Here is a 12720-nt window from a genome sequence, read left to right on the forward strand (position 1 = left end):
AGCCCGCCTTGGCCGCCGCGAGCTCCAGCGCCGCCTTGGCGCGCGGCGACTTGCCGAGCAATGCCTTGCGATACTCGACCGGGTCCTGCCTGGCGGCTGCCGCCATCTCGTCGATCATGCTTTCGGTAACGAACACATTGTGCGAGGGCCCGACGCTGCGCCAGAACGCGGTCGGAATGCCGGGCGGTTCGACCCGGACATATTCGACGTGGAAGTTCGGAATGTCGTAGACCAGATCGATCGCGCCTTCGGTGGTATCGGGGTCGAGACCGTTGCGGAACGCCGGCGGCGCCCAGCGCGCGATGACCGACGAACCGGCAAAGCGATTATTCCAGGCGACCGGCTTGCCGGATGCATCGAGGCCGACCGAAATCCGGTCGAACCAGTACGGCCGGTACATGTCGTGCTGGATGTCCTCCTCGCGGGTCCACACCACCTTGAGGGGCGCGTCGACCTGCTTGGCAATTTGCACTGCGCGGATCACACCATCGACCTCGAGCCTGCGGCCAAAGCCGCCGCCGAGCAAATGATTGTGCACCACCACCTTCTCCGGTGGCAGGTTCAGCACCTTCGCGGCCACCGCCTGGGCACGCGAGAGCGCCTGGCTGCCGACCCAGATCTCGCAGCCATCGGGGCGCACATGCACGGTGCAGTTCATCGGCTCCATCGTCGCATGGGCGAGGAACGGCAGCTGATAGGTCGCCTCGACTTTGGTTGCTGCGCCCGCCATCGCCTTATCGGTGTCGCCGATATTCTGCGCGACCGCGCCCGGCTTCGTGGTGGCGGCTTCGAGCTCGCGCGCGATATCTGTCGTGGCGAGCTTGGCGTGCGGCCCCTCGTCCCACTCGATCGTGAGCGCCGCGAGACCTTTCTTCGCCGCCCCCATATGATCGGCCACCACAGCAACGGCGTCATCGAGCGTCACGATCTGGCGGACGCCCTTGACGGCCTTTGCCGCGGCATCATCCACGCGCTTCACCCGCCCCCCGAACACCGGCGACTGCGCCAGCGTCGCGACCTTCACCCCGGGCGGCCGCGCATCGATGCCGTAAACTGCCGTGCCGTTGATCTTCGAGGGCGTATCGAGCCGTTTGGCCGGCGTGCCGATCAGCTTGAACTCGGACGGGCTCTTCAGCGCGACATTCTCCGGCACCGGCATCTGCGCCGCGTCGCTCGCCAGCTCGCCGTAACCGAGCTTGCGTCCCGAGGCTGCGTGATGCACCTCGCCATTCTCGGCACGGCACGACGCGGGCTCGACGTTCCAGCGCTTCGCCGCGGCAGCGACCAGCATCGCCTTCGCAGTGGCGCCGGCCTTGCGCATCGGCTGCCAGGCGCCGCGCATCGCGTTCGAATTGCCGGTGGCCTGCACGCCGAGCAGCGGGTTGGCGTAGAGCTTGTCGCTCGGCGGCGCGTGCTCGAGCTGCACCTGCTTCAGGCCGATCTCGAGTTCCTCGGCGATCAGCATCGGGATCGAGGTGTAGGTGCCCTGTCCCATCTCGACATAGGGCATGGTCAGCACCACCTTGCCGTCGGCACCGATCCGGATGAAGGCATTCGGCGCAAAATCAGCGGAAGCCGCGGCCTCGCTTTCGCTGCCTGCGAACGGCAGGCTCACGCTAAGCAGCAGGCCGCCGCTGGCGATGGCGCTGGCGCGGAGGAAGTTGCGCCGCGACAGATCAGCGGCATGTTCAGACAGATTGTTGATCAGCGTCATGGCTCAACCTCCCGACTGCGCGGCTTGCTTGATGGCGTCGCGGATGCGGACATAGGTGCCGCAGCGGCAGATGTTGCCCGACATCGCCTCGTCGATATCGGCGTCGGTCGGCTTCGACTTGCTGGCGAGCAACGCGGCAGCGGACATGATCTGCCCGGACTGGCAGTAGCCGCATTGCGGCACCTCATGCGCGAGCCAGGCGTCCTGGATCTTCTTGCCCGACGGCGTCTTGCCGACCGCCTCGATGGTCGTGATCTTGGAATCGCCGATGCTGTCGATCGTCGTGATGCAGGAGCGCACCGCGGTGTCGTCGAGATGCACCGTGCAGGCGCCGCACAGCGCCATGCCGCAGCCGAATTTGGTGCCGGTCATGCCGAGCACATCGCGCAGCACCCACAGTAGCGGCGTATCGCCGTCGGCATCGACCGAATGACTGGTCCCGTTGATCGTGATCTGGAAAGGCATCCTGACACTCCTGTCCTGGTTCGAGCCCTCGCGCGGACCGCGCCCCTCCGGGCACGACCGGCCACATTCCAAAGCAATCGCGTGCGTCCTCGCGCCGATTGCCCACTCATGGTAATAAATAGAAATACAACGCCCTATAAGCTGCCCTTTGATCCACAGTGAAATAACAATTGGTTTATAATCATGGACCGACTGACCAGCATGTCCGTGTTCGCCCGCGTCGCCGATCTCGGCTCATTCACCGCGGCGGCCAAGGAGCTGCGGATGTCGCCGACCATGATCGGCAAGCATATCCGTTTTCTCGAGGACCGGCTCGGCTCGCAATTGATCAACCGGTCGACGCGGCGGCAGGGCCTCACCGAGCTCGGCCGCAGCTATCTCGATCACTGCAAGCACCTGCTGGTCGAGGCCGAGGCCGGCGATGCGCTGGTCGAGGAAGCCCTGAGCGCGCCGCGCGGCAAGCTCCGCGTTGCGACCTCGGTCGCGTTCGGGTCGTACAGCCTGGCGCCGGCGCTGGTCCGCTTCAGAAAGAGATATCCTGAGGTCTCGGTCGACCTCGTCCTCAGCGACAAGATTGCCGACCTGCTCGAGGAAGGGCTGGATGCCGCGATCCGGGTCGGCACGCTGACCGACTCCAGCATGATGTCGCGCTCGCTGTCGCCCTATACCGGCGTGGTCTGCGCCGCGCCGAGTTATCTCGCCGAACGCGGCACGCCGACCCATCCAAGGGATCTCGTCCACCATGAATGCCTGCGCTATCCCGGCTGGCCGGACGCGCGGCGCTGGAGCTTCTTCGGACCGGAGGGTGAAGTCCATGTCGACGTCGAGAGCCGTCTGACCATCAACAATGCGTTCGGCATCCGCTATGCGGCCCTCGCCGGCGCCGGCATCGTGCTGATGCGCGGCGAGCTGCTCGCCGACGATATCGCCGCGGGCCGGCTTCAGGCCCTGCTGCCGAACTACACGACGCAAGCGCGGGCGCGCCAGATCCTGTGGCCGAAGAACCGCAAGATGACCCCGAAGCTCCGCGCCCTGATCGACTTCATCGTGGAGACGTATGGGTGAGGCAAATTGACCCGATGGGCAACTCAACTCGGTCAGAAGTGTCGCGAGAATGCGGAAGTTTGATTCACGAGCCGAGCAACAACCTCGGTGTCGTCCCGGCGAAGGCCGGGACCCATAACCACCGATGTTGACTGATGTGCGATGCTGGAATGACGAGCCCCGTTCACAACACAAGCCGCGGCGTATGGGTCCCGGCCTTCGCCGGGACGACGGCTGTGGGTGCGGCGCGCACAGCTTAACCCAATCCGCTATCCACCCCTCACTTCACCAGCGCCTCGACCTCCTTGCGGAACGCCTGGCGCGAGCCGTCGCGGGAGTAGAACATGTGGCCGCCCGGATAGACCGCAAGTTTGGTGCGGCTCGGCCCCGCAAAGGCCGGCAGCTGGTCGAGGATGATCCTGGAGGCGAAATACGGCGTTGCGAGATCGAACAGGCCGTGGCCAACCAGGAGCCTCATCTTCGGATCGAGCGCCAGCATCTGGCGCAACTGCGTCACCGATTCAGCCGGATTGATGCCGTGACCGAACTCCCAGGCCTTGTTCACGGTCTCGCTGAGCAGATGATAGGAGCCGTCCGGCCGCCAGTTCAGTTTGCGCGTGGTGAGATCGACGGCGGCGCTGGTCAATGGCGCCATCAGGGGATCGCCTGAGGGATCGTTGAAGCGGAAGTAGCTGGAGTCTGGATAGGGATCAAAGCCTTCGACCGACGCATCGTAGCGGCCGGTCACCTTGCCGTTCTTGCGATCGAACTCGCGGCGGAATTCGCCGATGTCGAAACGGCCGGCGAGCCTGCGACTCACCGCCTGATCGATGCCGGTCAGGTTAGCTACCTTGTCGGCGAGGCGCGTGGTGGCCTCGGTGTCGGCCTGCCCCTTGACGAGATCGAGCAGGAAATCGCCGCGCGCGTAGCTCTCGACGTCGGCGAGATCCTCTCGGGTCACCGGTCCCTTGGCCTGCCGCGCGACCGCCGCCATGGTCGGCAGGCTTGCGACATATTGCAGGATGCTGGAGCCGGCATAGTCGCGGAAATCGAGCACCGGCGAGATCAGGATCAGACCGCGCACGCCGACGCCCTGCTGCATTTGCAGATTGCGCACCACCTTCGGCCCGCGGATGCCGCCATAGCTTTCGCCGGTGACATATTTCGGCGAGGTCAGCCGGTCGTATTTCTCCAGCCAGCGGCGGATCACCAGCGCGACCGAATTGGCATCGCCGTCGACGGTGAAGAAGCGCTTGCGCGCATCCTCCGAGGTGGTGACGAAGCGGCTGTAGCCGGTGCCGACGGGATCGATAAAGACGAGATCGGTGAAATCGAGCCAGGTGTCGGCGTTCGCTTGCAGCTCCGGCGCGGCCGAGGACACCGCGCCGTCGAACGGCAGCCGCCACGGCCCGACATTGCCGAATTGCAGCCAGGCCGACGCGGACCCCGGCCCGCCGTTGAACAGGAACGTCACCGGACGGTTCGCCTTCTCCGCGCCGTCGAGCTGGTAGGAGGTGTAGGCGATGTCGGCAAGCGGCTCGCCCTTGTCCTCGAACACTCGGATCGAGCCCGCGGTCGCGCTGAAGTTCAGCGTGCGGTCCGGCAGCGAGACCGATTGCTTTGTGGTGGAGTCCGGCGGCAGGCGGTGCTGCTCGGCGGTCGACGCATTGGCCGCAGCATTGGCGCCGGAGCCCGCCTCGCCGCGGCCTCCCCGGCCCTTCTGGCCGCTTGGGCTTTGACCGCTTGGATTCTGACCGCTTGGGGCCTGCGCGCTCGGCGACGGCGATGGCTGCGGGGCCTCGTCCTCGGCCCGCGCCGCGGTTGCAAGGCAGGCCACAAGCAGCGCTGCCGCGAGCCGTGTCGCAAAACTGTTAGCCATGCCGTTCACTCCCTGGGCCGACGTTTACGCATATCAAAGCGTTTTCGAGCGAAGTGGATACCGGTTCGCGTGAAGAAAACGCGTCAAAATCAAAATCTAGAGCCCGGGTCGTCAGAACCGGGCTCGGGGCCATAAACTACGATAGCCTGGCGGCACCGGTGTGGCGTGCGGTCCGTTCCCGGACCATCTCGACAAGGCCGCCCGGGATGTATAGACGAGCGCGGCGTATTCCGTGCCAAACGAGTTCGTGAGCGATGGCCAGCTCCAAGCGGTATGACAAGATCGCCTTCGTCGCCAGCGCGAGTGCAGAAGCGCAGACGGCGCTCGAGCAGCTGACCGCGATGTACGGCAACCATTCGGCCGCCGACGCCGACGTCGTGGTCGCGCTCGGCGGCGACGGATTGATGCTGCAGACGCTGCACGCCAACATGCGCAGCGGCAAGCCGATCTACGGCATGCATCGCGGCACCGTCGGCTTCCTGATGAATGAATATTCGACGCACGATCTGCGCACTCGGCTTGCGGCGTCGCGGGAGTCGCTGATCAATCCGCTCCTGATGCGCGCGACCGACATCCACGGCGCCGTGCATCTGCATCACGCCATCAACGAGGTCGCGCTGTTCCGGCAGACCTACCAGGTCGCCAAGCTGCGCATCCTGATCGACGAGCATGAGCGGATGCCCGAGCTGATGGCCGACGGCATCCTGGTGGCGACTCCGGCCGGATCGACCGCCTACAACCTCTCGGCCCAGGGTCCGATCCTGCCGATCAACGCGGCGCTGCTGGCGCTGACCCCGATCAGCGCGTTCCGGCCGCGGCGCTGGCGCGGCGCGCTGCTGCCGAACTCCGCCTTCGTGGTGATCGAGGTGATCGAAGGCGAGAAGCGCCCGGTCGCCGCGGTCGCCGACCATGACGAGGTCCGCGACGTCCGCCGCGTCGAGGTGCTCTCCGACAAGACCATTGCGATGCGGATGCTGTTCGACCCCGGCCATTCGCTGGAGGAGCGCATCCTGCGCGAGCAGTTCGGCTACTGACGCCGCGCGCGCCCCTGCCCGGCAACCAATCATTAACCCCGGACGGGATATGGTTAACGTCGGGTAATACCGCATTGGCCGGATATGCCCGTTCGGGACCGGACCATGTATCGCATCGATTTCAACAAGCTGCGATTTTTGATTTGCGACGACAATCCGCACATGCGCCGCATCCTGCGGACGCTACTGCATTCGTTCGGCGCGCGCGAGGTGTATGAGGCCGAGGACGGCGCCACCGCGCTCGAAATGTATACGCACTATGTGCCCGACATCGTCATCACCGATTGGTCGATGCCGATCTTCGACGGGCTCGAGCTCGCGCAGATGATCCGGCAGCCGGAATCCAAGGGCAATCCCTACGCGCCGATCATCATGCTGACCGGGCATTCCGAGAAGCGCCGCGTCACGGTGGCGCGCGATGCCGGGGTCACCGAATTCCTGGCCAAGCCGATCTCGGCCAAGGGGCTCTACCAGCGGATCATGAACGTGGTCGCCAACCCGCGTCCGTTCATCAAGACCAAGACCTATTTCGGCCCCGACCGCCGCCGCAACACCACCAACACCTATATCGGCCCCGAACGCCGCGGCAGCGGCGAGGTCGAGGTGCTGCAACAACCGTCGCTGCTCGAGAAGGCGCGCTCGACCATTTAGGATATCGCCATGGCGAAAGACAAACCCGGGACGATCGAGGTCAAGAGCTTCGGCACCCACCACGTCATCACGCAGCCGAATCCGCTGCGCAAGATGCTGCTGCGGGTCCCCGAGAGCGATCTCGACGATCCGGTCGGCCGCGCCGAAAAGGCGCTCGCCGGGCTGTCGGGCGAGTTCAAGGAATGGATGACGATCGAGGCCGACCGCCTCTCCGCCGCGCATGCCACCGTGCTGCGCGAGGGCTTCAACGACAAGACGCGCGAGGAGCTGTTCCGCGCCGCGCACGACATCAAGGGCGATGCCGCAACATTCGGCTATCCGTCGGCGGCAGCAGCCGCCGAGAGCCTGTGCCGCATCATCGAGCACGCGCCCGATCTCGCCGCCGTGCCTGCCCAGCTGATCGCCCACCACATCAACGCCGTGCAGGCGATCGTGCGCAACCGCACCAAGCTCGACACCGCTGTCGTGGCCGGCGTGCTGAGCAAGCAGCTGCGCGGCATCGCCGATGAATTCCTGACCCACGCCAATCGCGACCGCCCCGAGCATCTCGAGGCCATCCTCGCGCCGAGCATCGTGCCTAGCGAATAGCGGCGCGCCGCGGCGCAAGGCCACGGCTTCACTCATCGTCAATCGCAGCAAGCGCGGCCGTCAGGCCGCAATGAGATCGTCGTCGTAGGGCAGCACCGCGATCGCGTCTTCGGCGGCGAGCTCCTCGCAGAACATGCGGGCATCCTCGCGGGCCGATTCCGTCGCAAAGCGGCGCAGCAGGATCAAGAGCGGCTCGGCCGCCGAATGATCGGTCTCGCAATGGGTCAGCACGCGTTCGACCATGCGGCGATGCAGCCGCGCTGCGCCGTCGCCGCTGTCGACATAGCCGACCTCGTGGCTCGCCTCGAGCGCGATGCGGAACGCCGCATAGGTCGATTCCGGCAAGCCGGCGCGCCGCAGCAGCGCCTGCAGGCCGTTGCCGCCGCGGTCGTTCAACAGCGCGGAGACGCGGCCATAGGGCAGCCCGGACAATTCGGCGAGCGCAGCGCCGAACAGGTCGAGATTGCCCGACAGCAGCGCGCGCAGGATCAGCCCGGCAGTCAGTTGCCCGGTGGCGCGCAGATGCGTGATCAGGTTCTGCATGTCGTCGCCGAAAGCGCGTGCGGCGATGTTCACCGTGGAGCGCTCCTTCGCCTCGCCGGCGATCCGGTCGGCGCGGTCGGCGCCGAGCCAGTTTCGCGCCACGACGAATTGCGCCAGCGTGTCGGAGAGCTTTGCGACCAGCGCCAGCCGCGTCGCGGACGGCAGGTCATCCAGCGCCAGCATCGATTCCCTGATGGCCGCGAGATGGCCGTGGCGCTCGACGATGCGGTCCCACGAGAATGGCGCAAGCCCGGCATAGGGATTTTCGATCAGCTCGAGCGCGGCCGCGGCCGAGCCGACCTCGGCGATCGCCGCAGCGACGGAGGCCGGAAGGTTGACGCGGCGCGCGATCGCGCACTGCATCTCGTCGGAGCCGGTCGCGACGATGTCGACGAGATCGGCATCGATCAAGAGCGGTGAATGCTCCAGCACCGGCAGCGCGATTGCCGGCTGATCGGCCGACAGCGCCTGCACGATCGCAGCCGGCGCCTCCGTACTGTGTGCGAGCACCTCGGCCATCGCCTGTCGCACCAGCGGCGACGGGTCGTCGAGCAGCATCAGCAGCGCGCCTTCGGCTGCGATGCGGTCGTCCTCGGTGAGATCTGAAATGAGCCAGGCCCGGGCCAACGCCCGCGTCGCCTCTGCCCGCTCGCCTGCCGGAGCGGTCCTAATCCAACTAATGAACTGCCGAACGATCATGGTCCTTCCGGCTTACGCAACGAAACGGCATCGACTTACGACGCCAACTACAAGGAAAAATAAACCATGACGCTTAACAAAGGGTTCACCATAAACGTTTGGGATTATTGACGTTTCGTTAAGACGGCACTGGCGCGCGGCTTCGCGCGCGCAGCAAGGCGGCACTAGCCGTTGCTGTAGGTGCCGTTCGGATCGCTGAACAGATCAAGCCGCCCGGGCGCACGGACCTTCGGCGTTGCCGACGTGGTCAGCGCGGAGTTATTGCCCCACAGCTCCTGCACCGCAGGTGAAATCGGCTCCGAACGTTCGCCGCCCTGGTAGAGCGAGCGGAAGGCCGGCGCCGGCTGCGCCGATGCGACGGTCGAGGTCGCACCGGTTGATGAGGCCGCACCGGCATTCGGGAAGGTCGAGAGATACGACGCGGTGTCCATCGACACCGCTTGCGTCGGCGCGGCGCTTGCGATCGCGTAAGGGCTCATGGTGTCGCCGCCCGCCGCAGCGAAGGCAGTGCGCGTATCCTTCGAGTTCGCCGCCGCGGCATAGCGTGTGGTCAGCACCGAATAGACCTGACTGACGCTGCGCGCGCTGCCCGACTTGTCGTAGAAGATCGACTGGTTCGCCGCCGCCGCCTTCGGAAACATCGCTGCCGCGCTGGCGCTCGGACTGTCCTCGGCGCTCGAGATCAGCTTGCCGGCGCCGCCGACGCCCATGAAATGCGCCATATAGAGCTCGGCGTCGGTCGGGCGCCGGCCGAGCGTGCCGGTGAGCTTGAAGCTGTTCGACTGCGTCAGCACCGCCGCCATCGACGACGCCGCATCGGGATCGTCGCGCAGCTTCATGACCGCGCTCCGCGCGGAGGGATCGCTGACCGAATAGCTGCCGTCGGAATTCTTGGTGATGGCGTCGGCATATTGGCCGTAGCCTAATTGGCTTCCGGCCTCTTTGACCGTGCCGAGCCAGGTCTGGTCGATGAACTGATAAAGCCCATGCGCCGACGAGGTGGTGGCGCCGGCCCGCGGATTGAAATTGGACTCCATCTTGGCGGTCGTGAGCAGATATTCGAAGCTCGTGCCGGTGGTCGCGGCCGCCTGCTTGATCGAGCTCGCGACCTTCAGGCGCGAAGGATCGACACCCGCCGAAGCCGTCGCAGTGAAGAGGTCGACCGCCATTGATCCGGTGCCTTGCCGGGCGCCGGCAATCGGCACCCATGTCCTGTCAACCTGCCGTAATTATGGTTAATGGCGCGTTAACGCTTGTGCAGAGGACAAGGCGGACGCCGCTATTTGCGATAGACCTGCGCCGGATCGAACAGCCGCTCGGCGTCGACAAAGGACAGGCTGATGTCACCGCCCTCGCCCTTCACCGCGCGATAGAAGCAGGAGCGCCGTCCGGTGTGGCAGGCGGCGCCGATCTGCTCGACCTTGATCCACACCGCGTCCTGATCGCAATCCATCCGGATCTCGACCACCCGCTGGGTCTGGCCCGAGCTCTCGCCCTTGCGCCACAGCGCGTTGCGCGAGCGGCTGAAGTACCAGCCCTCGCCGGTCGCGATCGTCTTGCGCAGGGCTTCGTCGTTCATGTGCGCGACCATCAGCACGTCGCCGGTCGCGGCATCGGTCGCGACGCAGGTCACAAGACCTGTCGCGTCGAATTTGGGCCGGAAGTCCAGCCCCTCTTCGCGGTCGTGATCGTGGATCGATGCGGACACGGAAAACCTCGCTCGGGAAAATGCGAGGTTACCGGTTCGGTCCTCGCACCAGGGACAGGAAACGCTGCTGCTCCGCCGGATTGTCGCGGAACATGCCGGTGAAACGGCTGGTGAAGGTCGACGCACCATGCTTGGCGACGCCGCGCACCGACATGCAGGTATGCTCCGCCTCGATCAGCACGGCAACGCCGCGGGGCTTCAGCACCTCGTCGATCGCGGCTGCGACCTGCGCGGTGAGATGCTCCTGGGTCTGCAGGCGGCGGGCGAAGATGTCGGTCAGCCGCGCCAGCTTGGAGAGCCCTACGACGCGCTCCACCGGCGTGTAGGCGATATGCGCCTTGCCGTAGAACGGCATCATGTGATGCTCGCACTGCGAGGTGAACTCGATGTCGCGGACCAGAACGAAATCGTCGTAGCCGGCGGTCTCGCCGAAGGTGCGGTTCAGCACTTCGGCCGGGCACTGATGGTAGCCCTGATAGAGCTCGTCATAGGCTTCGACGACGCGGCGCGGCGTGTCGAGCAGGCCCTCGCGGCCGGTGTTCTCGCCGATATAGGCGAGCAGCGTCTTCACGGCGTCCTCGGCCTCCGCCCGCGACGGGCGCGGCTGATCGGCACGGACGGCCGCCGCCAAGAATTCTGAAGGGTCGAGCTCGCCTGGCTTCGCGTCAGCCGGCTTGTTCGGGCGAATCGGTTTGATCAAGGCGTCCATGTCTTCTCCGTTCGACCGGCCCTGGCACTGCCCTCGGGCCGGATGTGTCACCGGGCAGACGGGGCGGATCATCGAACCGCCGGACGCCTGAGTCCCATCCTTGTAGCACCACCGCGACGCAGGTGGGCCGCGCTGGCCGCATGGCCGGGCTATGTTTCCGGCGCTGCGGTCCATATATAGGACGGTGAAACCCAGCCGCCAAGAGCGCCCGGCACGGCCGGAACCAGGCATCTGTCCCCATGCTGAACGACATTTACAACAAGCGGATCATCGAGTTGGCCGGCAATATTCCGCGCCTCGGACGGCTCGCCGACCCGGACGCAAGCGCCACCGCGCACTCCAAATTGTGCGGTTCGACCGTCAAGGTCGACCTCAAGATGGACGGCCCCGTGGTGACGGACTTCGCCCATGACGTAAAGGCCTGCGCGCTCGGCCAGGCCTCCTCCTCGATCATGGCGAGCCATGTGGTGGGGTCGACCGCGGAGGAGCTGCGCGACTTGCGCGAGACCGTCCGCAAGATGCTGAAGGAAAATGGCCAGCCCCCGCAGGGCGGTAAATGGGCCGACATCGCGTTGCTCGAGCCGGTGCGCGACTACAAGGCCCGCCATGCCTCGACCCTGCTGACCTTCGATGCGGTGGTCGATGCGATCGGCCAGATCGAAGCCAAGGCAAAGCAGCCGGCGTAAGCCTTACTGCCGGCGCAAGCCGTCTCTTACCGAGCCGGCTGGACCGGCGGCGGCGTTGTGGTGGCACCGACCGGAACGGCGGCCTCGGCGGTCTTGGTCGCCTTCGCGGGATGCGGCTGAACCTCACCCTCCATGGCGGTGCTCACGAAGCGATCGTTGTTCTTCGGCTTCGCCTCGGCCATGGGAATTGCGTTGTCCTGCCGCGGCAGCACGTCGGCGACGGCATCCGTGGTGACGAGATTGGTCAGCCGCAATTCAGCCGCCGACAATTCGTGCAGGTCTTCCCACGGCGGCACGCTGAGTGCGAGCGACAGCAACTCACCCGCGCCGCCCATATCGAAGGTGTACTTGGCGAGACGGCCGATGTCGCGCTCGACGATCATCAGGTCCTGCGCGGTGTAGCTGGCGGCCTTGGCATCGTCAGCGCGGTCGCCCATCCAGATCTGATGCACCCGGACGTGGGCTGCCGGCGGAACATAGCGCGTCTTGCCCGACAGCAGCAGGAACACGCACATCGACTCGCAATAGGCGTCCGGCAGCACGCTCGCGCGGTCGCCCTGCGCGGCCTGGCCGACGACGCTGGTGCCGACCGTGGTCAGCGCGCCGAGGCCGCGGAAGCGGCGGCCGAGCGCGATCGCGTCGTTGACCGAGCCGCCGCTGGAGTCGAGCACGATGGTGGCGCCGTTGAGCTGGCGGCTGCGCGCGAACTCGTCGAACTCCTTGGGACTATCGGCCGTGATGATGCCGACTGCCGACACCCAGCCGCGGCAATTCGGCTGGCAGGCGATCCAGCTGAACTTCATCGGCAGCTTGCGCTCTTCAAGGGTCGAGCTGGCCTGTACGGAACCGCCGGCCATGGTGACCGTGCCGGAAATTGCCAAGCAAAGGGCAACGGCGCCGGTGAGCGTCCAACTGCGCAACGAGAGCGAACTGACGAGTCTCAATTTGGTTCCTTCCCCCAAGCCCTTAGTGATGCGAGCGGTGGCAATGGCCCCATGGA

Annotated in this window: 13 protein-coding genes; 5 read left to right on the forward strand and 8 right to left on the reverse strand. The window is 65.8% G+C overall.

Going from position 1 to position 12720, the window contains the following annotated elements:
- Both AC628_RS34745 and AC628_RS34750 read right to left on the reverse strand, forming a co-directional pair.
- Nucleotides 1–1714 (reverse strand): xanthine dehydrogenase family protein molybdopterin-binding subunit (locus tag AC628_RS34745; protein WP_074131212.1); only part of this gene is annotated, 1714 nt, incomplete at its 3' end.
- 3 nt (nt 1715–1717) lie between these two features.
- Nucleotides 1718–2179, reverse strand: a complete 462-nt coding sequence (locus tag AC628_RS34750; RefSeq protein WP_074131213.1) for a (2Fe-2S)-binding protein — start codon at nt 2177–2179, stop codon at nt 1718–1720.
- Nucleotides 2180–2362: 183 nt separating this feature from the next.
- On the opposite strand from AC628_RS34750, the gene AC628_RS34755 reads away from it, so the two are divergent.
- The gene (locus AC628_RS34755; RefSeq protein WP_074131214.1) at nt 2363–3244 is read left to right on the forward strand and encodes a LysR substrate-binding domain-containing protein; all 882 of its coding nucleotides are present in this window, start codon (nt 2363–2365) and stop codon (nt 3242–3244) included.
- A gap of 259 nt (nt 3245–3503) precedes the next feature.
- Here the strand turns inward: AC628_RS34755 and AC628_RS34760 are convergent, their stop codons facing one another.
- Nucleotides 3504–5102: a S10 family peptidase gene (locus AC628_RS34760; protein WP_074131215.1), complete on the reverse strand. Its 1599-nt coding sequence runs from the start codon at nt 5100–5102 to the stop codon at nt 3504–3506.
- A gap of 254 nt (nt 5103–5356) precedes the next feature.
- Here AC628_RS34760 and AC628_RS34765 point away from each other — a divergent pair, with 254 nt between their 5' ends.
- The 3 genes from AC628_RS34765 (at nt 5357) to AC628_RS34775 (ending at nt 7375) form a co-directional block, all read left to right on the forward strand.
- Nucleotides 5357–6136 carry an NAD kinase gene (locus AC628_RS34765; protein WP_074131216.1) on the forward strand — a complete coding sequence of 260 codons (780 nt, stop codon included), beginning with the start codon at nt 5357–5359 and terminating at the stop codon, nt 6134–6136.
- Nucleotides 6137–6241: 105 nt separating this feature from the next.
- Nucleotides 6242–6787 (forward strand): response regulator, encoded by a 546-nt coding sequence (locus AC628_RS34770; RefSeq protein ID WP_024582417.1) that lies wholly within the window; start codon nt 6242–6244, stop codon nt 6785–6787.
- A gap of 9 nt (nt 6788–6796) precedes the next feature.
- Nucleotides 6797–7375 carry an Hpt domain-containing protein gene (locus AC628_RS34775; protein ID WP_074131217.1) on the forward strand — a complete coding sequence of 193 codons (579 nt, stop codon included), beginning with the start codon at nt 6797–6799 and terminating at the stop codon, nt 7373–7375.
- A gap of 60 nt (nt 7376–7435) precedes the next feature.
- Here AC628_RS34775 and AC628_RS34780 read toward each other — a convergent pair whose 3' ends face one another.
- The 4 genes from AC628_RS34780 to folE all read right to left on the reverse strand — a co-directional run bounded on the left by AC628_RS34780 (nt 7436) and on the right by folE (nt 11034).
- Nucleotides 7436–8617 (reverse strand): DUF2336 domain-containing protein, encoded by a 1182-nt coding sequence (locus AC628_RS34780; protein WP_074131218.1) that lies wholly within the window; start codon nt 8615–8617, stop codon nt 7436–7438.
- Nucleotides 8618–8781: 164 nt separating this feature from the next.
- A complete protein-coding gene (locus AC628_RS34785; protein WP_074131219.1) occupies nt 8782–9786 on the reverse strand; it encodes a transglycosylase SLT domain-containing protein in 1005 nt (334 codons plus the stop codon).
- Nucleotides 9787–9896: 110 nt separating this feature from the next.
- Nucleotides 9897–10325, reverse strand: coding sequence for a phosphoribosyl-AMP cyclohydrolase (gene hisI, locus AC628_RS34790; protein WP_074131220.1), 429 nt, complete (start codon nt 10323–10325; stop codon nt 9897–9899).
- Between the two features lie 28 nt (nt 10326–10353).
- The gene (gene folE / locus AC628_RS34795; protein WP_050425647.1) at nt 10354–11034 is read right to left on the reverse strand and encodes a GTP cyclohydrolase I FolE; all 681 of its coding nucleotides are present in this window, start codon (nt 11032–11034) and stop codon (nt 10354–10356) included.
- A 239-nt stretch (nt 11035–11273) separates the two neighbouring features.
- On the opposite strand from folE, the gene AC628_RS34800 reads away from it, so the two are divergent.
- Complete coding sequence (locus AC628_RS34800; RefSeq protein WP_074131221.1) at nt 11274–11720, forward strand: iron-sulfur cluster assembly scaffold protein; 447 nt, start codon at nt 11274–11276, stop codon at nt 11718–11720.
- Between the two features lie 26 nt (nt 11721–11746).
- Here the strand turns inward: AC628_RS34800 and AC628_RS34805 are convergent, their stop codons facing one another.
- Nucleotides 11747–12664 (reverse strand): COG3904 family protein, encoded by a 918-nt coding sequence (locus AC628_RS34805; RefSeq protein ID WP_074131236.1) that lies wholly within the window; start codon nt 12662–12664, stop codon nt 11747–11749.
- Between the last annotated feature and the right edge of the window lie 56 nt (nt 12665–12720).

This window comes from Bradyrhizobium sp. NAS96.2, from assembly GCF_001908235.1.
Lineage (GTDB): Bacteria > Pseudomonadota > Alphaproteobacteria > Rhizobiales > Xanthobacteraceae > Bradyrhizobium.